20 protein-coding genes are annotated in these 20096 nt (G+C 57.6%); 13 read left to right on the top strand and 7 right to left on the bottom strand.

Translation table 11 applies throughout. The annotated features are described in order from the left end of the window. The first annotated feature begins 2 nt into the window (after positions 1-2). Entirely contained in the window at positions 3-794 is a 792-nt protein-coding gene (locus ACMWKA_RS12055; protein WP_020688618.1) for a PhzF family phenazine biosynthesis protein, read from the top strand. On the opposite strand, the gene ACMWKA_RS12050 is transcribed toward ACMWKA_RS12055, so the two are convergent. The 6 genes from ACMWKA_RS12050 to ACMWKA_RS12025 all read right to left on the bottom strand — a co-directional run bounded on the left by ACMWKA_RS12050 (position 791) and on the right by ACMWKA_RS12025 (position 6638). Then, the gene (locus ACMWKA_RS12050) at positions 791-1468 is read right to left on the bottom strand and encodes an SDR family NAD(P)-dependent oxidoreductase (protein ID WP_414760276.1); all 678 of its coding nucleotides are present in this window, start codon (positions 1466-1468) and stop codon (positions 791-793) included. The genes ACMWKA_RS12055 and ACMWKA_RS12050 overlap by 4 nt on opposite strands. A 1-nt stretch (position 1469) precedes the next feature. Beyond that, positions 1470-1940 (bottom strand): YhcH/YjgK/YiaL family protein, encoded by a 471-nt coding sequence (locus ACMWKA_RS12045; RefSeq protein ID WP_058651333.1) that lies wholly within the window; start codon positions 1938-1940, stop codon positions 1470-1472. Beyond that, a complete protein-coding gene (locus tag ACMWKA_RS12040) occupies positions 1937-3100 on the bottom strand; it encodes a sialidase family protein (protein ID WP_130626108.1) in 1164 nt (387 codons plus the stop codon). The genes ACMWKA_RS12045 and ACMWKA_RS12040 overlap by 4 nt, the downstream gene beginning before the upstream one ends. A gap of 1 nt (position 3101) precedes the next feature. Next, positions 3102-4514, bottom strand: coding sequence for a sodium:solute symporter family protein (locus tag ACMWKA_RS12035; protein ID WP_414760275.1), 1413 nt, complete (start codon positions 4512-4514; stop codon positions 3102-3104). 76 nt (positions 4515-4590) lie between these two features. Next, entirely contained in the window at positions 4591-5475 is an 885-nt protein-coding gene (locus tag ACMWKA_RS12030; RefSeq protein WP_414760274.1) for a dihydrodipicolinate synthase family protein, read from the bottom strand. Between the two features lie 14 nt (positions 5476-5489). Further along, positions 5490-6638, bottom strand: coding sequence for an iron-containing alcohol dehydrogenase (locus ACMWKA_RS12025; protein WP_414760273.1), 1149 nt, complete (start codon positions 6636-6638; stop codon positions 5490-5492). A 173-nt stretch (positions 6639-6811) separates the two neighbouring features. On the opposite strand from ACMWKA_RS12025, the gene dtnK reads away from it, so the two are divergent. The 4 genes from dtnK (at position 6812) to ACMWKA_RS12005 (ending at position 10336) form a co-directional block, all read left to right on the top strand. Then, complete coding sequence (gene dtnK, locus ACMWKA_RS12020; protein ID WP_114518796.1) at positions 6812-8029, top strand: D-threonate kinase; 1218 nt, start codon at positions 6812-6814, stop codon at positions 8027-8029. Beyond that, the gene (locus ACMWKA_RS12015) at positions 8022-9008 is read left to right on the top strand and encodes a D-threonate 4-phosphate dehydrogenase (RefSeq protein WP_248725541.1); all 987 of its coding nucleotides are present in this window, start codon (positions 8022-8024) and stop codon (positions 9006-9008) included. Before dtnK ends, ACMWKA_RS12015 begins: the two co-directional genes overlap by 8 nt. Before the next feature lies 1 nt (position 9009). Next, entirely contained in the window at positions 9010-9771 is a 762-nt protein-coding gene (locus ACMWKA_RS12010; protein WP_013096615.1) for a DeoR/GlpR family DNA-binding transcription regulator, read from the top strand. Between the two features lie 82 nt (positions 9772-9853). Beyond that, complete coding sequence (locus tag ACMWKA_RS12005; RefSeq protein ID WP_045294042.1) at positions 9854-10336, top strand: GNAT family N-acetyltransferase; 483 nt, start codon at positions 9854-9856, stop codon at positions 10334-10336. Here ACMWKA_RS12005 and ptrR read toward each other — a convergent pair. Beyond that, on the bottom strand, positions 10290-11168 hold the full coding sequence (gene ptrR, locus ACMWKA_RS12000) for a putrescine utilization regulator PtrR (RefSeq protein WP_013096613.1): 879 nt from the start codon (positions 11166-11168) through the stop codon (positions 10290-10292). The genes ACMWKA_RS12005 and ptrR overlap by 47 nt on opposite strands. Positions 11169-11267: 99 nt before the next feature. Here ptrR and sad point away from each other — a divergent pair, with 99 nt between their 5' ends. The 8 genes from sad (at position 11268) to ACMWKA_RS11960 (ending at position 20059) form a co-directional block, all read left to right on the top strand. Next, complete coding sequence (gene sad, locus ACMWKA_RS11995) at positions 11268-12656, top strand: succinate-semialdehyde dehydrogenase (RefSeq protein WP_060578333.1); 1389 nt, start codon at positions 11268-11270, stop codon at positions 12654-12656. Between the two features lie 116 nt (positions 12657-12772). Beyond that, positions 12773-14362, top strand: a complete 1590-nt coding sequence (locus ACMWKA_RS11990; protein ID WP_414760272.1) for a methyl-accepting chemotaxis protein — start codon at positions 12773-12775, stop codon at positions 14360-14362. 64 nt (positions 14363-14426) lie between these two features. Continuing rightward, the gene (glsB, locus tag ACMWKA_RS11985; protein ID WP_013096610.1) at positions 14427-15353 is read left to right on the top strand and encodes a glutaminase B; all 927 of its coding nucleotides are present in this window, start codon (positions 14427-14429) and stop codon (positions 15351-15353) included. Beyond that, positions 15353-15709, top strand: coding sequence for a DUF4186 domain-containing protein (locus ACMWKA_RS11980; RefSeq protein WP_013096609.1), 357 nt, complete (start codon positions 15353-15355; stop codon positions 15707-15709). Before glsB ends, ACMWKA_RS11980 begins: the two co-directional genes overlap by 1 nt. A gap of 112 nt (positions 15710-15821) precedes the next feature. After that, complete coding sequence (locus ACMWKA_RS11975) at positions 15822-17261, top strand: GGDEF domain-containing protein (protein WP_108453159.1); 1440 nt, start codon at positions 15822-15824, stop codon at positions 17259-17261. A 176-nt stretch (positions 17262-17437) separates the two neighbouring features. Then, positions 17438-18430 (top strand): sensor domain-containing diguanylate cyclase, encoded by a 993-nt coding sequence (locus ACMWKA_RS11970; protein WP_058684681.1) that lies wholly within the window; start codon positions 17438-17440, stop codon positions 18428-18430. Positions 18431-18483: 53 nt separating this feature from the next. After that, positions 18484-19449, top strand: coding sequence for a sensor domain-containing diguanylate cyclase (locus tag ACMWKA_RS11965; protein WP_013096606.1), 966 nt, complete (start codon positions 18484-18486; stop codon positions 19447-19449). Positions 19450-19531: 82 nt separating this feature from the next. Then, positions 19532-20059 carry an N-acetyltransferase family protein gene (locus ACMWKA_RS11960; protein ID WP_414760271.1) on the top strand — a complete coding sequence of 176 codons (528 nt, stop codon included), beginning with the start codon at positions 19532-19534 and terminating at the stop codon, positions 20057-20059. The last annotated feature ends 37 nt before the right edge of the window (positions 20060-20096 follow it).

The following is a 20096-nucleotide window of genomic DNA, read 5'->3' as shown; positions in this document are numbered from 1 at the left end:
CAATGCAGGAAATTGATTTTTATCTGGTGGATGCCTTCAGCGATAGGGCGTTTGGCGGCAATGCAGCGGCGGTATGCCCGCTGGAGGAGTGGCTTTCGGATGAGACGCTGCTCAAAATGGCGCAACAGCATAACCAGTCTGAGACGGCGTTTTTCGTACGCACCGACACCGGGTTCGAGCTGCGCTGGTTTACCACGCTGCATGAAATCAACCTCTGCGGCCACGCGACGCTGGCAGCGTCACACGTGATTTTCGAATACCTCGATTATCCGCATACCGAAATCACCTTCACCACGCGCTTCGTGGGTGAGTTGACGGTGAAACGCAGCGGCGACTGGCTGACGCTCAATTTCCCTGCGTGGTCGACCGAGGTGGTTGACAATCCCCCGCCGGGCCTGTTCAGCGCGCTGGGGATAGCCCAGGCTAAAGAGGTCCGCGTCGGACGGGATTACATGGTGGTACTGGAGAGCCAGCAACAGGTGGAGGCCTTAACCCCGGATATTGCAGCGATGGCGCCGCTCGGGAAAATGGTCTGCGTGACGGCACCAGGAGAGGAGTATGACTTCGTCAGCCGCTTCTTCTGCCCGGGCGAAGGGGTACCGGAAGATCCGGTCACCGGATCGACGCACAGCATGCTGATACCGTACTGGAGCGAGAAGCTGGGCAAAACGTCGATGAACGCCCGCCAGGTTTCATACCGTGGCGGGGATCTGCGCTGCGAACTGAAGGGCGACCGTGTGCTGATTGGCGGCCAGGCGACGCTCTATCTGAAAGGGCGTATCTTCCTGCGCTAGCTGAGCGAGGCGCCGCCGCATATCACCATCTCCTGGCCTGTGATGGCGGCCGCTTCATCGCTGAGCAAGAAATTCACCAGCCCCGCGACCTCTTCTGGCGTGATAAGACGGCCGATGGGCGGACAGGTAGGCGGTGAACTTTCTCGCCCCGGTGCGCTAAGCATCGGCGTTTGGGTGGCGCCCGGCGCGACCACGTTTGCGGTGATCCCACGCGGGGCCAGTTCCGCCGCCCAGCTTCTGACCATCCCTGTTATCGCCGCCTTGGTGGCAACATACTGTGAACGACCTGCCGCCCCGCGGGAGGTTCTGCTGCCAATCGCCACAAATCGTCCACCGGCGGTCATAGCGGGCGCGAAATGGTTAAACAGGGCTTCGCAGGCCTGGACGTGCAGTTGCCACAGTGACGCGCTAACCCTGCTTTCCAGTTGCCCCAGTGGGGCGGCGGCCATCATCCCGGCGGCGTGGATCACCGCCTGCGGTGTCGCGATGGCGTGCAGGGCGCTGTTCAGTGCATCAGGGTCGGTGATATCCACGCGTAACCCCGTAAAGCCAGGGGTATCCGGCATCACGGCGCGGCGGCTGAGTCCGGTGACCTGCCAGCCTTCCGCCAGTAAACGCTTAACGATGGCCTCACCAATTCCGGAGCTGGCTCCGGTCACGACGGCGTGACGCATGTCAGACCTCCAGCATTGAACGAGGAACTTTAAACACCGCTTTGCGCACGGTCATCGGCGCGCCGCTGGCGCACAGCGCCTGGTGTGGTTCTCCGGGAGAAAAGACCACAAAGTCACCCGCGCCAAGGCGGATCCCGACGCTGTGTGCCGATGAGCTGGCAATGAACAGGTCCGCTTTACGCTCTTCGTCATCCGGCTTGCCAACAGGGCGCGCGCCGGCATAGATGAGTTCTTCTCCCGCCAGCACAACCTGAATATCCGCCCACTGGTGATGGTACTCCGTATGCCGCTCCGCGCGCGGCTGCGTCTGCGCCGGACCAATCTGGCAAAACCAGGGGGCATTGTCCGGCTGCCAGCGGCCGTCATCGCGTTCGCTAAGCGCCTGCAGCGTGCAGTCCGGGCGGGACAGCAGGGCATACAACACCGGCGGTAACCCTGCCAGCGGCAGGGCGTCGAGATGTCCAATAATCATGCTGACTCCTTGACCCACTCGGGCGTCACCCGCACGTATTTTATGGCCTGACGAAAGTAGGTGTAGGCGATATGCAGGCTGCCATCCGGGCTCTGCTTAATGCTCGGATAGGAAAACTCACGGTTCAGTTTCTCCAGAGAGTTGTTAGTCATGCAGTAGCCGTCTCCCTCGTCCAGATGCCGTTGCCACGGCCAGCTTTTGCCTCCGTCCGGCGAAATGGCGACGGTCATCGGCGCACGCGGGGCACCCCAGAAGGCGGTTCGACCGTGGGTCACAACCGGCTCTTTACGGCCATCGCCATCGTCAATTTCATCGTACAGCGAGGTGCGACGCTCCTGCGCCCCGGCGGCGCTCATGAGGTTAAAGACCAGCGCCAGCTCGCCACTGGCAAGCGTTGTCACCTGGATAGAGGAGTTGTTGTTAGGTAATACCGTGGGCTCCGGCACGGACCAGCTTTCGCCGTTGTCCGTTGACTGGCTGTAATAAATGTTATCCGCCCAGCGGCTGCGGAACAGGGCAACCAGGGTGCCATTGCGCAGCGGGGTGATATTCATATGGACGCAGCCCAGGCTGTCCGGCACCTCGACATCACGCCAGGTTTTGCCCCCGTCTTCGGAGATTTTCACCGCGCTGATGTCATCGTTACCGACCCATTTCTCACCCGGCCGGGTGCGGCAGTAAAACACCGGCAGCAGCCAGTTACCGTTCTCCAGCACGACAATCGGCTGACGAATAAAGGTGCCGGGTTTATCGAGCAGGGTCGCGATGTCCCCCCAGGTTTTACCCAGATCCCGGGACTGGCGATAGCGCACAATAGCGGTGTCCTGGTTGCCGGAAATTTGCGCGGTCCACAGCAGCCACAGCACGTTATCGGGTGCCAGGAACAGAACCGGGTTCTGTTCGGAGCGCGTGGCATCATCCGACAGTTTTTCTGCCTCACTCCACTGCTGGCTTCCCGGTGACAGGCGCGAACCCCACACGGAGATATCCGCAATACCCTCCTGGGTACCGCCAAACCAGACGCACATCAGCGAACCATCCGGCAGCGGCAGCAGATTTGCCGCGTGGTTTTGTGGGCAGGCGGAAGGCAGCATGGCCGCCTCCACGCGCGTATCCTGTTGTGGGCGAATAATCCCGTCGCGGGTTACGGTTACAGACATATCAGACTCCATTGTTTTCAACGGGGGTTGGCGCTTTACCCTGTGCCTTTCCCGGAATGAGACGGTCGATGACCATGATGACCGCAGGGGTCAGCAGGGCGATGTACATATTGTTAATGCCAAACGGATCGCCCAGCAGATACCAGACAGAGGTCACGACGCAGGCGCCGATCAGTCCAGCATTGGCTCCGCGGGTACTGCGGAAGAACGGGGCGTAGAATGCGATGACCGCCACGACGGAAATCGACAGACGAATGGCGCGGGTAAAGAACGACAGCTTCAGGACTTCAGGCACCAGCAGAACAAAAATCAGCGGCAGGAAACCAATCAGCAGGGAGATCCAGCGGGTAGCTTTAAACTCCTGCTCGGGTGTCGGGTTGCGCATCGGCACGTAGAAATCTTTTACCACCAGGGAGGCAATGGCGAGCGCCACGGTACTGACGCTGACGAAGATGGACGCCACCAGAGAGGTGGTGACCAGACCGGCCAGCCACGGGTTCATATCCTGCAGGAAAATCGGCATCGCATACAGGCTGTCGATCTCCGGATGCAGGTATTTTGCCGCCACGCCAATCACCGCAATGGCCAGCGCGATCGGCAGGCAGAAGAAGAACGCGACCCAGGTGGAGCGTTTGGCCGATTTAACATCTTTAGTGGAGGAGATGGCCTGGATCACAAACTGGGTGCAGAAAATGGAGCCAATGGTGCCGATGAGCCATGCGAAAATGGTCGACGCGCCGATGTTGCCATCCCAGGTCCAGTAGAAGTCCGGCATGTTTTCGATCATCGGCGTGAAACCGCCGGTTTTGGATAACGCAAAACCCATGATGGCCAGAATGCCGAAGTATTTCAGCGCACTGTGCAGCACGGTTACCCACGCCACGCCTTTCATGCCGCCGAAGGCGAAATAGAAGGTACTGACGATAGCCGTAATGAAAGCGGCAACGGGCAGATTGACTTTCAGTACGGTAGAAATCGCTGCTGCGCCGCTGACGTAATTCCCCACATTCACCAGCAGCAGGGCGTAGATCATGATGAGGGAGATAATGTTTTTGGCGCTGTTACCGTACTTTTCAGCAATCGCACCCGAGATGGTGATTTTCCCGGTGTTGTATATGCGTTTTACCAGCAACAGGCCAAAAAGCGGGAAACCAATTGCGGCCCCGATGACGGACCATGACGCAGCAAACCCGTCCTCGAACGCCGCCTGCGCGGTGCCGATGGTGGATTTAGCGCCGATATACTCGGACATCAGCAGGATCCCGACAATAAACGCCGGCATCGCGCGGGAGCCTTCCATAAAGTCCCCGGAGTTTTTACTGCGGATCCGGAAGGTCAGCCAGGTGGTGAACAGGATGTAGGCAATGACTATGCCCACAATGATCAGGGTATCTTCAGCGGTAAAATTATTCATCTTTGCCTCTCTTCAGGGCGAGTGAATCCTGGGCACCTCAGGTACCCGGTATTCTTATTGACGAAACCAACGCCGTTTAGTTAAGTGACGTTGTCACTATCTGGCGAATCTGTTGGCACTGCTGCTCGCTAAACGCCACGGCATAGCGACTCTCTCCGACATCCTCGCCCATGATTTGCAGGGCCTTTTTAACCGCGGCAGGGGAAAACGCCACGCTGTACAGCTCGGTGCGGAGCCGGGTGACGCGCTCCTGCGCCTGCCGGGAACCTTCAACATCACCCGCGTTAAAGCGTGACCAGATGGCGTTGATCGCCGCTGGCGCCACGTTTGCCAGCCCGGAAATACAGGCTGAACATCCCTCGACGAAGCCCTGATGGATCAGTGAATCCGGTCCGTTCAGCACGTCGAACCCGTCAATGTCGCTTACCGCGTTGAGGAAACCGCGCAGACTTTCATAGCTCCCGGCACTGTCTTTAATACCTGAAATGTTGGGGTGTTCGGCCAGCGCCCGTACCGTGGCGGGCTCAAGGGTGTTGCCGGTCCGCGCCGGAATGTTGTACAGAAAGACCGGTACGGTTAGCGCGTCAGCGACGGCGGTGTAGTGTGCGATGAGTTCAGACTGTTTCAGCGGCACGAAGTAAGGGGTGATGACGGAAACCGCATCCACACCCAGCGCGGCGATCTGTTTTCCCAGCCGGATGGTGTCGCGGGTGGAGATTTCGCCAATATGCGCCACGACGGGCGCGCGTCCGGCGACGGTTTCCACACAGGTCCGGGTGACCGCGATTTTTTCCGCTTCGTTCAGGACAAAGAACTCGCCGTTGGTTCCGCCGCAAAAAATGCCGTTTCCGGCGTCCAGCTGCCGGGCGATCTGCCGCGTTAAGCCGGGAAGGTTGAGTTCGCCTTCCGCGTCAAAGGGGGTGACGATAGCCGTCAGCACGCCCTTGATGTTGTTACGCATTTCTTACTCCTTGACTATGCATGTTCAGGAAACAGTGTCCGGTAAATCGCCTGCACCTCGTCGTGATTCACCTGACAGGGGGCATTGTTCATTAACCGTTTAACGTTCAGGGCGGCATCGCTCAGGGAAGCGATGTCTTCGCGCGGCACGCCCAGGGACTCAAGGTTGTCCGGCAGGTTGAGCCGACGAACCAGCGCGGCAAAGTACTCCACCAGCGCGTGAGATTTTTCGTCATCGGACAGGCTGCCGTCCGCGCCTGGCACGAGATCCCAGACCTGCGCAAATTTTGTCACGCAGTGGGGACGAACCACCCTCATGCAGGGCGCCAGAAGAATGGCGTTGGCCACGCCGTGCGGCAGGTGATATTTCCCGCCAAGCGGATAAGACAGGGCGTGAACCAGGTGTGTGCCGGCATGCGCAATCGCGACCCCGCCGTAATAAGAAGCCCACAGCATTTCCAGCTTTGCCAGCAGGTTGCCCGGCTCAGCGCAGGCCGTTTCAATGTTCTTCAGCAGCTTAGCGAGCCCGGTCAACGCCGCGTTATCGCTGACCGGGTTGGCGACCGTGGCGGTGAAGCACTCAATCAGATGGCACAGGGCATCGATTCCGGTGGAGGAGGCAATATGCGCGGGCATGCTGGTGGTCAGTTCCGGCAGCAGGGCGACGTAATCGGGCAGCAGGACCGGAGAGATAATACCGACCTTCGTGTTTTGCTCCGGTATCGCCAGAATAGCGTTCGGCGTGGCCTCCGACCCGGTTCCGGCGGTGGCGGGGATCAGAAGTGAGGAGATGCGTGCCACCGGTTTTACCCCTGCCAGCAGGCTGTCCAGCCCCGGTGACAGCGGGTGACAAAGCACGGAGAGGAGTTTCGCCACATCCAGTACGCTGCCGCCGCCGATCCCGACCACGACATCAAACGATCCGCAGTTTAACCCCGCGAGCAACTGACTGACATCGTGGTGGGAGGGTTCAGGCGGCACCGTGTCAATCACCGTGACGCGGCGGTTGCCCTCTTCAAGAATTGAACGGATCTGTTTTGCCGCCTCCAGACGCGCAATGTTGCCGTCCGTAACCAGCAAGAGCTGCGCGTTATCGGTGAGTAATGGCCTGACGGCGGCGAGCGCATTTGCGCCGCTAATAATGGTGCTGTTGAGGGTAACCACGCTTTTCTCCTGTCTTTGTGTCCATGATTAAATTCGCTCAATTAAGACGCTTCATGGTCATCGTGTGGCTAAATTTATAATTTATTCGCAAACTGATTAACTTGATCTTGCTCACATATAATCAATCATGATTAAATATAATCATTAACAGGAAAAACAAGCCCGGAGTGGGAATGAAAGAAAACAACCTGTTCAGAGACGTCGTTGTCGTTGCAGATGACTTTACCGGGGCAAACGATGCGGGTGTCAGCCTGGCGCTGAGCGGTAAGAAGGTCAGCGTGGCATTCCACACCCCCTTTACCCAGCCGGTGGATGCACTGGTCATTAATACCGATTCCCGTGCACTGCGGGCAGCAGAGGCGGCCGAAAAAGTGGCCGTACTGGGGGCGGATCTTGCGGATGCGCACTGGCTCATCAAAAAGATTGATTCCACGCTGCGCGGCAATGTAGGGGCAGAAACAGGCGTCCTTAAGGCAGTAAGCGGCAAACGGCAGGTGATTGTGGCGCCAGCGTATCCCGCGGCAGGGCGGATCACACGCCACGGCAGGTGTCTGGTGAACGGCATTCCGGTGGATGAAACCGAATTCGCCAGCGATCCGAAAACGCCCGTCCCGTCTGCCACGATTGCTGACCTGTTTACCGACGTGAGTTGTCAATCCGTAACGGTAAACACGCTGGCAGCCGAACTGGCGCAGGGAACGGAGTGGCTCATCGTCGATGCCCAGTGTGACGAGGATCTGGACGCCATTATTGCCGCCGCGCTGACCTGCCCGCAGACACCGCTGCTGGTCGGGTCGGCCGGGTTATGTGATGCGCTGGCACGCCATCTCGCCCCCGTGAAGCGTCAGCAACTGCTGGCGGTGGTGGGATCAATGAGTGAGATCGCTCAGCGCCAGATTGCGCTGGCCGCTGCAGAGCCTGCGGTTTCGTCGGTATTTATTGATGTTAATGATGTGCTGAAGGGGGAGACGGCGAACGCGCTCATGCGCATCATGCAGGCCCTGAAGGCGGGCCGTCACTGCATCGTTCATACCTGCCCGGACCATGAGGCGCGACATCAGGTTGAACGGCTTTGCGCGCAGTATCAAATGACCCGGACCGAACTGGGTGAAACGATCTGCGCCTTCCTGGGAGAGATTACCCGAGAGGCACTGACGGCATGTCCGCCGGATGCGTTGTATGTCTCAGGCGGCGATGTGGCAATGGCCGTCGCCAGTGCGCTTGATGCGCAAGGATTTGAAATTACAGGGCGCGTCGCAGGATGCGTCCCTTACGGCAAATTTCTGGGTTGTGCCTGGCACCAGCCGGTAATGACCAAAGCAGGGGGCTTCGGAAAAGAAGAGACGCTGCTTGAGGTGTTGCATTTTATCGAGGAGAGACTGAGTGACTAACATTATTGCTGTAACCATGGGTGACCCGGCGGGCATTGGCCCGGAGATCATTATCAAATCCCTCACCGGGAGCGAATTAACGGGATCCCCGGTTGTCGTGGTGGGCTGTGCCCGCACGCTCAGGCGGGTGCTGGGTGATGGGATCGTGGGGCAGGCTGACATCCATATCATCAGGCAGGTCAGCGAGGCCCGTTTCGCCCCCAACGTGATTAACGTGCTGGACGAACCGCTGGCCGACCCTGATGCCCTGAAGCCCGGCGTGGTCCAGGCTCAGGCGGGGGATTTAGCCTATCGCTGCGTGAAGCGCGCGACGGAACTGGCGATGGCGGGGGACGTAAAAGCGGTTGCCACGGCGCCACTGAATAAAGAAGCGCTGCATCTGGCCGGACATCACTACCCCGGGCATACCGAGCTGCTGGCCCATCTGACGCACAGCAAAGACTACGCTATGGTGCTGTACACCGATCGGCTGAAGGTCATTCATATCACGACCCATATTGCGCTGCGTAAATTCCTTGATACGCTCAATCAGGATCGGGTAAAAACCGTCATCGGCATTGCGGATACCTTCCTGAAGCGGGTGGGCTTTAGCACACCTCGTATTGCGGTCGCGGGCGTGAACCCGCATGCTGGAGAAAATGGCCTGTTTGGCGATGAAGAGATCATGATCGTTGGCCCGGCCGTTGCAGCGATGAAAGCGCAGGGGGTCAACGTCACCGGACCGTGCCCGCCGGATACGGTATTTATGCAATGCCACGAAGGAATGTATGACATGGTCGTTGCGATGTATCACGATCAGGGGCATATTCCGCTAAAATTGCTCGGCTTTTACGACGGGGTGAATATCACCGCCGGATTGCCGTTTATCCGCACCTCTGCAGACCACGGAACCGCGTTCGATATTGCATGGACCGGTAAAGCCAGGTCGGAGAGCATGACGGTGTCTATTCAGTTGGCTATGCAAATTACACGGGAATAATATGAAGGGATATAACCGGTTAGAGCAGATAATGGATTACCTCAAAGGGCACAACCTGGTCACGGTGGATCAGCTGGTGGCGATCACCGATGCCTCACCGGCGACGATCCGCCGCGACCTGATTAAGCTTGACCAGGAGGGCGTCATCAGCCGAACCCACGGCGGCGTGACTCTTAACCGGTTTATTCCTTCCCAGCCGACCACGTCCGAAAAAATGCAGCGCAGTCTGGCAGAAAAACATGCCATCGCCAGCGCGGCCGCGAGCTTTGTGAAAGCGGGGGATGCCATTGTGCTGGACGCCGGTACCACAATGATTGAACTCGCGCGTCAGCTCACGCATCTGCCGCTTCGCGTCATCACCAGCGATCTGCACATTGCGCTGTTTCTCTCTGAGTTTAAACAGATTGAAGTGACGATTATTGGCGGCCGTATCGATGATTCGAGCCAGTCCTGTATTGGTGAGCACGGGCGTCGGCTGTTGCAGAATGTCTGGCCTGATGTGGCTTTTGTCAGCTGTAATGGCTGGGATATTACCCGCGGTATCACGTCGCCTACGGAAGAGAAGGCCGCGCTGAAGCGGGATTTAATAGCCAATGCAAAACGCCGGGTGCTGCTGGCAGACAGCTCTAAGTACGGTGCCTGGTCGCTGTTTAATGTGGTGCACCTGAACACCCTGACGGATATCGTCACCGACAGCAGGCTGGATGAAGCGGCCCGGAACCAGCTGGAACAGCTTGAGACCCGCCTGACGCTGGCGTCATGACATAAGTTAAAACTATGAAGTCCGAACAGATGGCAGACGCTATGTTGAAGCCTCGCCTCACAAAAAAAGCAAGGAGCCTGCCATGTATTCCATTACCTCTGAATCTGCCCGTCATCCGGACATCCTCAAGCTGATCGCGGCGCTTGACCGTTATCAGAGCGAACTCTATCCCGCTGAAAGCAATCATCTGCTCGATCTGGCTGCGCTGCCTGAAGCCTCGCTTATCCTGATGATCATTCGCGACCCGCAGCTGCAGGCCGTTGGATGTGGCGCCGTGGTGCTTAATGGCGACGGTACCGGGGAGATGAAACGGGTCTATATCGATCCGGCCCATCGCGGGCAACATCTGGGCGAGAAGCTGCTTGCTGCCCTTGAGGATGAAGCCCTGAGTCGTCACTGCCACACCGTGCGCCTGGAGACAGGGATCAAGCAGCACGCCGCCATTCGCCTGTATGAACAGTGCGGATATGAACGCCGTCCGGCGTTTGCGCCGTATGTCGACGATCCGCTGAGCCTGTTTATGGAGAAGGCTCTGGTTGTCGACGTTCGTTTAGCAGCGCTATAAACGCTTCGAGCTGGCGGGTCATCGCCCCACGACGCCACACCAGCCAGGTGGTCAGCCAGCGCCAGTTCTCCGCCAGCGGCCACGCCTCTACCTGATGATGCCCCGGCATGCTCTCCAGCATGGAGCGGGGCATTAGCGCAATACCCGCCCCTGCAATCACGCAGGCGAGCATACCGTGATACGACTCCATCTCATGGATCCGCCCGGGCGTGGCGCGGTCTGCGTGAAACCAGCTTTCCAGATGACGTCGATACGAACAGTTTGCGCGAAACGCGTAGACGTCGCTGCCGCTTACCTGCGCGGCGCGCGTCACCTCCGCATGTCCGGCGGGGGTGACCAGCATCATCTCTTCCCGGTAAACCGGCATGCCTTCCAGCTCCGGGTGTGAAAGTGGCCCGTCGACAAACGCCGCGCTTAAGGTGCCTTCCAGAACGCCGTCAATCATCGTTCCGGACGGGCCGGTAGAGAGCGCGAACTGAATGCGCGGATAGCGCTGGTTAAACGCCGCCAGACTTTCCGGGATCCGCACAGCGGCGGTGCTCTCCAGGGCGCCAAGGGCAAATAACCCCTGCGGCTCATCACCGGCGACGACCATGCGCGCCTCGTCAACCAGCGCCAGGATCTGCTTGCTGTAGCGCAGAAAGTTGTGCCCGGCGGGAGATAAGCGCAAACGCTGGCTCTCCCGGATAAACAACTCAACGCCGAGATCGGCCTCAAGCTGGCGGATGCGGGTGGTGAGGTTAGACGGAACGCGATGCACTTTCTGCGCCGCCTGGGTAATGCTGCCGGTCAGGGCAACGGCGTTAAACATTTCAAGCTGAGTTAAATCCATAGCATTCTCGATTCGTGAATAAGGTGGTTAGTATTATTCATTTTTAAGAAATAGCAGAGTGGGCCACAATCAATCAACCGATATTACGTGGAGAACATCATGACTTATTCATCTGCTACGCATGCCCTCTCTGTTAACCCGGCGACAGGCGAGACGCTGGCCACATATCCCTGGGCCACATCCGAAGAGGTCGAACAGGCAATCACCCTGGCTGATGCCGGTTTTCGCCAGTGGCGAGGAGAAAGCGTCTCTCACCGGGCACAAAAGCTGCGCGACCTGGGGGCAGCACTGCGCCAGCGTGGGGAAGAGATGGCGCAAATGATCTCCCGGGAAATGGGCAAGCCGATTGTGCAGGCGCGGGCGGAAGTGGCCAAATCTGCGGGTCTGTGCGACTGGTATGCGGAACATGGCCCGGCGATGCTGCGTGCGGAGCCCACGCTGGTGGAAAACCAAAACGCGGTCATTGAATACCGTCCGCTGGGGCCGATTCTTGCGGTGATGCCGTGGAACTTCCCGCTCTGGCAGGTACTGCGCGGTGCGGTGCCGATCCTGCTGGCAGGTAACAGCTATCTGCTCAAACACGCACCGAACGTCCTGGGTTCTGCTGCGCTGATTGGGCAAATCTTTGCTGATGCCGGTATTGCGCAAGGCGTCTTTGGCTGGGTGAATGCCACCAATGATGGCGTGAGCCAGACGATCAACGATCGTCGTATTGCAGCGGTAACCGTCACCGGTAGCGTGCGTGCAGGTGCGGCAATAGGGGCGCAGGCGGGAGCGGCGCTGAAAAAATGCGTTCTGGAGCTGGGCGGCTCCGATCCGTTTATCGTGCTGAATGATGCCGATCTGGATCTGGCCGTTCGCGCGGCCGTCACGGGACGTTATCAGAACACCGGGCAGGTTTGCGCGGCGGCAAAGCGCTTTATTATCGAAGAGGGTATTGCCGATGACTTTACCCGGCGTTTTGTTGCGGCGGTTACGGCGCTGAAGATGGGAGCACCGGATCGGGAAGAGAATGATATTGGCCCGATGGCGCGTTTCGATCTGCGTGACGAATTGCATCAGCAGGTGCAGGCCACGCTCGCGGAAGGGGCCACGCTGCTGCTGGGCGGCGAGAAAATCAGCGGGGAGGGCAACTATTACGCGCCAACCGTGCTGAGCCATGTCACCCCGACAATGACCGCCTTCCGTCAGGAGCTGTTTGGTCCGGTTGCGGCGATTACGGTGGCGAAGGATGCGGAACATGCCCTGCAGCTTGCCAACGACAGCGACTTTGGTCTCTCTGCCACGGTGTTTACCGCCAACGAAGCGCTGGCCGGAAAATTCGCCCGCGAGCTGGAGTGCGGCGGGGTGTTTATCAATGGCTTTAGCGCCAGTGACGCGCGCGTGGCCTTTGGCGGCGTGAAGAAAAGTGGTTTTGGCCGTGAGCTTTCTCACTTTGGTTTGCACGAGTTTTGTAACGTGCAGACGGTGTGGAAGAACAGAGTGTAACCGCCATCTTTACAGAGGCCCTGACGACGAGGGCCTCTGTCATTTCTCTGCAATGGTTCTGTCATTTTCGTTTCGTAGACTCGCACGCGTCTAACGTCTTGTTACTGAAGAAAATTATGAACCTAACGCAAATTTATCGTCGTATTGCGCAGCGCATTATCCCCCGCCAGTTTGGCCTGCTGACCGGTATCTTTTGTATTATCGGCCTCTTTTCCGCCCTGCAACTCTCCTCGTCGTTCCTGCTCAATGCCTCCCTTAAGGAAGCGCAACGCAACGAGCAGCAAAACCTGCTGGCGTATCAGCAGCAGAGCAAGCTGGATCTGGCTCGCGTTTCCCTGCTGGCCGCAAGCGATCTGCTTAACCGCTCCGGCGTCTGGTTTATGCAGGATAAAGAGACCGGCTCCGAGGGCAGCTGGCACAGCCTGATGGACGACGCGCAAAAGGCGCTGGCTGTTTCGCAGCAGGCGTGGAATGCCTGGCTGGCGCTTAATCCGCCAAAAGATGACGCCCTGGTTAACAGCTATCAGCTTTTTTACGGCGCGATAAAAGAGCAGGCGGAAGGGCTGGTGAAAACCAACACCATCGATGCGTTTTTTGCCGTGCCGGCGCAGGCGTTTCAGACCGACTTTAATGACAACTATGCCCGCTATCAGCAAGCAAGCGAGAAGCAGGCGCTCAAAGGGCGTCAGTCGTTGATTGCGCAGCTCTCCGGTTTGCAAACGCTGTTTCTGCTTGCGCCTGTTCTGTTGCTCGCTATTGCGGTTGCCGTCTGGTTCGGGATGTCCCGGTGGGTGATTACCCCGTTGCGGCGCTTGATTGCGCATATCAACCGGCTGGCCGCGGGCGATCTCTCCGGTACCACTCCTGACGTGACGCGTTTTAACCGTGAAATTGCCCAGCTCAGCGACAGTATTGCCACCATGCAGAACGGGCTACAGCAGCTGGTGACCCAGGTCAGCGATGCGACCACCGCCATGGTGGAAAACATTGGCGCACTGGCGCAGGGCAATCAAAAGCTGTATCACCAGTCGGCATGTCAGGCCAAAGAGCTGGAAGACGTGACGGCGCATATCGCGACTCTGGAAACCCACGTAGAAGGCAACACGGGCTATGCGAAGCTTGCCAGCTCGCGGGCGGATGAGGCGCGCCAGGCCGCGGCGGGAGGGGATCAGATGATGTCGACCGTCAATGCATCGATGCAGGCGATCGTCGACCGATCCTCAGAGATGCGGGGGATCGTGGCCATGATCGACAGCGTCGCGTTTCAGACCAACATTCTGGCGCTGAATGCAGCAATTGAAGCGGCTCACGCGGGAAACCAGGGGCGCGGGTTCGCCGTTGTCGCTCGTGAAGTGGGGCTGCTGGCGAGGAAGAGCAGCCATTCGACGCAGACCATCCAGGAGCTTATCAACCGTTCCCTTCAGGGGATCGAAGACGGGTCACGGGCCGTTAACCGTCTGGAAGATAACCTGCAGCAGGTGACGGGGCTGGTGGGAACATTAAGCAGTTTGCTGAATGAGATCTCCGCGGCCACGCTGAGTCAGGGGGAGAGTATTCATCAGATGACGCGCCAGCTTCAGGCGCTCAATCAGGTGTCGCGGCAGACCGACAGCCTTGTCTCTGACGCGTCCGATGCCTCTGAGCGCCTGCACAAACAGTCGGATCTTTTATTGCAGGCGGTTTCGCGTTTTCGTCTCAGTGCCTGACGCAACACATAAGCGTCTGTTATACTCGCAGCCCGTTTTAGCCTGAGGGCAAGGAGCAAAGAGAGTGGCTGCGGTCATCCATAATGAGATGCTGGACGAGATTCTGGCGCAGGTTCGTCCGTTACTTGGAAAAGGAAAGGTTGCCGACTATATTCCGGCCCTTGCCTCGGTCAGCGGGAATAAGCTGGGAATTGCAATTTGTACGATAGACGGTCAGCGTTACCAGGCCGGTGACGCCACGGAACGTTTTTCCATCCAGTCTATTTCGAAAGTGCTGAGTCTGGTTGCGGCCATGCGACAGTACGAGGAAGAGGAGATCTGGCAACGGGTGGGTAAAGATCCCTCCGGGCAACCGTTTAACTCTCTGCTACAGCTTGAGATTGAACAGGGTAAACCGCGTAACCCCTTTATCAACGCGGGGGCGCTGGTGGTCTGCGATATGCTGCAAAGCCGTCTCAGCGCGCCACGCCAGCGCATGCTTGAAATTGTTCGCCAGCTCTCAGGCGTTGACGATATTGCTTATGATTCAGTGGTCGCCCGTTCGGAGTTCGAGCACTCTGCGCGTAACGCCGCCATTGCCTGGTTGATGAAATCGTTCGGCAATTTCCATAATGATGTGGCGACCGTACTGCAAAACTATTTCCACTACTGCGCGCTGAAAATGAGCTGCGTGGAGCTGGCGCAGACCTTCCTGTTCCTTGCCCACCAGGGGCACGCACCGCATCTCGATCAGGAGGTGGTTTCACCTATGCAGGCGCGTCAGGTCAATGCCCTGATGGCGACAAGCGGGATGTATCAGAACGCGGGCGAATTTGCCTGGCGCGTCGGTCTTCCGGCCAAGTCGGGCGTCGGGGGTGGGGTGGTTGCCATTGTACCGCATGAGATGGCTATTGCTGTCTGGAGCCCGGAGCTGGATGAGACGGGTAATTCACTGGCCGGTGTGGCGGTTCTGGAGAAACTGACCCAACGCCTGGGACGTTCCGTTTACTGATGTCTGACCTGGATCCTCTTTTTTCTCGCCTGGCGCGATCGACCTTTCGGTCGCGCTTTCGCTTAGGCACAAAAGAACGACAGTACTGCTGGGACAAAGGTGCCGATACCATTGACCAGCATGCTGCCGACTTTATTGCGAAGCGTCTTGCCCCCGCGCACCCCGTCAACGACGGTAAACAGACCCCCATGCGCGGCCATCCGGTGTTTATTGCCCAGCACGCGACCGCCACCTGCTGTCGCGGCTGTCTGGCGAAATGGCACAACATTCCGCAAGGTGTTCAGCTCACCGCGCAGCAACAGCACTATATCGTCGGCGTGATCCACCACTGGCTGGTGTTGCAGATGAACGCCTGATGTTGATGGGTGCTGATCCTGTTGTAATTGTGTTATAGATGCACGCTATGAGATCCCCCGCGTGGTGACGGGTCAGTTAGTTGCCATAAGTTATTATATGGAATGATATTTAATGCGTTCAGACCCCGCTGCCTTCACGCTTTTTCGCCCTGAATCGCCGCTGCGTAATGCGGCGGGTATCTTTATTCTCACCACCTTGTTCTACTTTATCGGTGCGGAATTACGTCTGGTCGAAGCCTTGTCGCTGTTCTGGCCGCTGAATGGCGTGATGGCGGGCGTCTTTGCCCGTTATACCTATCTCAATCGCCTGCATAACTACGCGGTGTCGTATGTCGCCATGCTGATGTACGACGCGGTCACCACCAACTGGGGAATGGCCTCGGTGGTCATCAACCTGTCGAATATGGTCTTTATCGTTGTTGTCGCATTGCTGGTGGTGCGTGATAAACGGTTGATGAAGAAAACCCCCGATCCCATTAATGCGCTGCGGCTGTTCAATTATTGTCTGTTCGCCGCCTTATTATGTGCGCTGCTCGGCGCGACCGGGTCGGTGGGGATCGACAGCCATACCTTCTGGCCGCTGTTTGCCGACTGGTTCAGCGAGCAGTTCTCAACCGGCGTGCTCATTTTACCCTGCATGCTCACGGTCAGTATGCCGACGCGGGCATTCAAGCTGCGTCTGGAGCAACTTTTACCGGTCATTGCGCTGATTGTCTCGGTGATGGCATCGGTGGTGATTGGCGGGGCGGGAAGCCTTGCCTTTCCGCTGCCGGCGCTGATCTGGTGTGCGGTCCGCTACTCCTTGCCCGCGACCTGTCTGCTGACGTTTCTGACCGGCGGTCTGGAGATCGTTCTGGTCGCTAACTCCATTATCAATATCGCCGTGGGCACGCCGCTCTCTACCCCGATGATGTTCTCCGCACGGCTGGGGATTGCTACCATGGCGATCTGTCCGGTTATGGTCTCCGTCAGTATGGCGGCCATTAATTCGCTCATCCGTCAGGTGTCGTTGCGCGCGGATTATGATTTTCTGACCCACGTTTATTCACGCTCCGGGCTCTATGAGGCGTTAAAGCGGGAAGAGGCGCAGCGGCAGACACGTTTTCTGACCGTGATGCTGCTGGATATCGATTACTTCAAAAGCATCAATGATAACTATGGGCATGAGTGTGGCGACCGCGTGCTGGCCGCGTTTGCCCGCGAGGTTCAGCAGGTTGTCGGAGACGACGGTATGGTGGCGCGTATGGGCGGAGAAGAGTTCGCGGTTGTGGTGAACACCGGTGACGCGCAGCACGGCTTTGCGCTGGCGGAACGTATCAGACTCACCATTGCCGCTCATCCTTTTACCTGGCGCCAGCAAACGCTCTATCTGACCGTGAGTATTGGTCTCGGAAGCGGGAAGGCCGCGTCGTGGCAGTTGACCGAAGTATTCAACAGGCTGATGGCCGAAGCAGACGATCATCTCTATCGTTCCAAAAAAGCGGGGAGAAATCGCACCAGTGCGCGTGTGTCAGACGATCCCATTACCCCGACCCCGGAGAGTGAAACCTGAGCGCAGCCTGCATTCTGCCGGGGATGAATCATAACGAATAACAGATAAATTGCTTGCTAGGTATTTTTAACGTCAATAAGATACCGCAAGAAAGCTATCGGAAAATTCGCAGAATGAATGCAACTGACAAACTCAGTAGACCCCCTCGTGTACCAGGAAGCCGGTTTGTCAAACGTATGTATCTGATGCGTATTCTCGGCACGTTTCTCTGTTTTATTCCCATCCTCTCTGTGCTGATTGAACAGAATCGTTCAACCTGGCTGATGTGTTTGCTGGCGTTGAACGCGTTTATCTGGCCTACGCTTGCCTGGTATCGGGCGCGAAATTCGGCCATGCCGCTGGTGACTGAGCATCAGAATCTGGTGCTGGACGCCGGGGCGGGGGGATTCTGGATCGCCATGATGGCGGTTAATCCGCTGCCGTCGGTGGTCATTGCCACCATTATGCTGACCGACCGGCTCTCGGCAGGGGGCGTTACGCTGATGAGAAAGGCGGCCATCACCATGGTGGGCGTTTTTCTGGTGACCTGGCTGACGCAGGGAATGGCGGTGGATATGTACGTTTCGCAGCGCACCATGTTTGCCACGCTGCCGCTGATTGCAATTTATCTGCTGGCACTGAGCATATTAACGGACAGCATTGCGCTGCGCCTGCGGATCAAGAGCCGGGAGCTTGAGCGGATCGCGATGATGGATCCGCTACTGGATATCGCGAACCGACGGCTGCTCGAAAAGCGGATTGACCACGAACTGAATAAACTGCGCCAGACGTGCCGGGAATCGGCCCTGATGTTCATCGATATCGACAATTTTAAAGACGTTAACGATCGTTTTGGTCATAAGGTTGGGGATGCATTGTTGGCGGCCGTCTCGCAAATACTGCATTTGTCGACACGCCCGAACGATACCCCCGCACGCCTTGGCGGCGATGAATTTGTGGTGTTGCTGCCGGATACCACCCTTGAAGAGGCGCAAGTTGTCGCCAGACGCATTATGGATGCGGCTGCAATGAAAAAGGAGGTGGCTCAGGAGACGGTGCATTGCACGCTCAGCATCGGTATCGCCTGTGCCACGCGAGAAATGATAAGCGTAACCGACTGGCTACAGGCCGCGGACAACGCCCTGTACCGCGCCAAGCGGGACGGTAAGAACAGAATATTCGCGCACTGACAATGTCTCTGTTTAGGCTACGCTTTGAGTAACGCTTTGCGTCAGGAGACGTTATGAAAACACCTGCAACCCCAGCAAATGAAATGGAACGTCTGAACTCGCTGCGCGAGTCAGGCCTGCTTGAGATCGACAGTTCCCCGGCGTTTGACCGACTGACACGTCTGGCAAAACGCTTCTTCCAGGTACCGCTGGCGATGGTCAATCTTATTGATGAACACTCGCTGATTGTGAAGTCGGCCGATGGTCAGGCGCCTGACACCGTTCCGCGTAATATCTCGTTTTGCGGCCATACGATCCTCAGCGAAGCGCCGCTGGTGGTTGCCGATATGCGTCAGGACGATCGATTTGCCGATAACCCGCTGGTGGCCGGTGAGCCTGGCGTAAGGTTCTATGCCGGTTTTCCACTGCGTTTACGTGACGGGGCGAGCGTGGGATCGCTGTGCCTGATTGATTATTCTCCTCGTGAATTTTCCGCTGCCGATCTTGCCGTGCTGGGAGACCTGAGCGCGCTGGCGGAAGACGAGTTTGCTGCCGTCAGCGCGGCGACAACCGATGAATTAACCGGTCTGTTTAACCGTCGGGGCTTTAACCAACTGCTCCGGTTCACGCTCTCCGTAGCCAGACGTCGGGCGGAGCCGTTAACTCTGGGCTGGCTGGATCTGGATCGCTTCAAAGAGATTAACGATCGCTACGGACATGAAGAGGGCGACAACGCGCTGAAAGTGATGGCGGAACTGATGCGCACCTCTTTCCGTGAAGCGGATTTGCTGGTTCGCTTTGGCGGCGATGAGTTTGCCGTGCTGTTTGCCGATACCGACGAGCAGGGGGCCTGGATTGCCATGCAGTATCTGGCCGAGCAGGTTGAACAGTACAATGCGCGCAGGCTGCATCCCTGGTCACTCCATTTTTCCTGGGGGCTGAGCGAGTTCGATCATAACGGCAACGATCTGCAGCAGTGGATGAAAGACGCGGATGAAAAAATGTATGCCATGAAGCAGCAGCGCAAGCGCGCAACATGACATAACAAAAGCCTATGTCTGATGTGATTGCGTTACGTAAATGTTAAATGCACAGTGAGCGTATTCAACGTAAGGAAAACCCATGAATACCTCACTGCAGATCAAAACCCTCACCCGGGACGATATTCTCACCCACCTCGATGCGCTGGCCGATATCCTTGAAAACTGTGTCAGGGGCGGCGCTTCCGTCAGTTTTATGTTGCCATTCAGTACCGATAAAGCTCGTGCTTTCTGGCAGGATATTGCCGGGAGCGTAGGGCGTAACGAACGCGTTGTGCTGGCCTGCATCGATTCTCAGGATGGCATGATTGGCACCGTGCAGCTCATTACAGATCAGCCGGAAAACCAGCCGCATCGTGCCGATGTGGCAAAGCTGCTGGTGCATGAAAAAGCGCGTCGTAAAGGTGCCGCGATGGCGCTAATGGAGGCGCTGGAAGTGCAGGCCAGAGCAAGAGACATCTCGGTGCTGGTGCTGGATACCTCAACTGGCAGCGGAGCGGAGACCTTCTACCAGCGTGCTGGCTGGCAAAAAGTGGGGGAGATCCCGCGTTATGCGCTGATGCCGGACGGCGCGATGACTGCCACATCGGTCTTCTATAAGTTCTTGTGATTATTTCCCTCAATGACGTGATGAATTGATCAAAAGC

The sequence above is a fragment of the Enterobacter sp. 03-F-07-AD-ECC genome (genome assembly GCF_047530935.1).
GTDB classification, from domain to species: domain Bacteria; phylum Pseudomonadota; class Gammaproteobacteria; order Enterobacterales; family Enterobacteriaceae; genus Enterobacter; species Enterobacter cloacae.
The sequence above is the reverse complement of the archived record's forward strand: the minus strand, read 5'-3'. Positions and strand labels throughout refer to the sequence as shown.

What these genes read in the sequence shown, in the direction of transcription:
- ACMWKA_RS12055 (WP_020688618.1), top strand. Translation starts at nt 3, where the DNA reads ATGCAGGAAATTGATTTTTATCTGGTGGATGCCTTCAGCGATAGGGCG.
- ACMWKA_RS12050 (WP_414760276.1), bottom strand. Translation starts at nt 1,468, where the DNA reads ATGCGTCACGCCGTCGTGACCGGAGCCAGCTCCGGAATTGGTGAGGCC.
- ACMWKA_RS12045 (WP_058651333.1), bottom strand. Translation starts at nt 1,940, where the DNA reads ATGATTATTGGACATCTCGACGCCCTGCCGCTGGCAGGGTTACCGCCG.
- ACMWKA_RS12040 (WP_130626108.1), bottom strand. Translation starts at nt 3,100, where the DNA reads ATGTCTGTAACCGTAACCCGCGACGGGATTATTCGCCCACAACAGGAT.
- ACMWKA_RS12035 (WP_414760275.1), bottom strand. Translation starts at nt 4,514, where the DNA reads ATGAATAATTTTACCGCTGAAGATACCCTGATCATTGTGGGCATAGTC.
- ACMWKA_RS12030 (WP_414760274.1), bottom strand. Translation starts at nt 5,475, where the DNA reads ATGCGTAACAACATCAAGGGCGTGCTGACGGCTATCGTCACCCCCTTT.
- dtnK (WP_114518796.1), top strand. Translation starts at nt 6,812, where the DNA reads ATGAAAGAAAACAACCTGTTCAGAGACGTCGTTGTCGTTGCAGATGAC.
- ACMWKA_RS12010 (WP_013096615.1), top strand. Translation starts at nt 9,010, where the DNA reads ATGAAGGGATATAACCGGTTAGAGCAGATAATGGATTACCTCAAAGGG.
- ACMWKA_RS12005 (WP_045294042.1), top strand. Translation starts at nt 9,854, where the DNA reads ATGTATTCCATTACCTCTGAATCTGCCCGTCATCCGGACATCCTCAAG.
- ptrR (WP_013096613.1), bottom strand. Translation starts at nt 11,168, where the DNA reads ATGGATTTAACTCAGCTTGAAATGTTTAACGCCGTTGCCCTGACCGGC.
- sad (WP_060578333.1), top strand. Translation starts at nt 11,268, where the DNA reads ATGACTTATTCATCTGCTACGCATGCCCTCTCTGTTAACCCGGCGACA.
- ACMWKA_RS11990 (WP_414760272.1), top strand. Translation starts at nt 12,773, where the DNA reads ATGAACCTAACGCAAATTTATCGTCGTATTGCGCAGCGCATTATCCCC.
- ACMWKA_RS11980 (WP_013096609.1), top strand. Translation starts at nt 15,353, where the DNA reads ATGTCTGACCTGGATCCTCTTTTTTCTCGCCTGGCGCGATCGACCTTT.
- ACMWKA_RS11975 (WP_108453159.1), top strand. Translation starts at nt 15,822, where the DNA reads ATGCGTTCAGACCCCGCTGCCTTCACGCTTTTTCGCCCTGAATCGCCG.
- ACMWKA_RS11970 (WP_058684681.1), top strand. Translation starts at nt 17,438, where the DNA reads ATGTATCTGATGCGTATTCTCGGCACGTTTCTCTGTTTTATTCCCATC.
- ACMWKA_RS11965 (WP_013096606.1), top strand. Translation starts at nt 18,484, where the DNA reads ATGAAAACACCTGCAACCCCAGCAAATGAAATGGAACGTCTGAACTCG.
- ACMWKA_RS11960 (WP_414760271.1), top strand. Translation starts at nt 19,532, where the DNA reads ATGAATACCTCACTGCAGATCAAAACCCTCACCCGGGACGATATTCTC.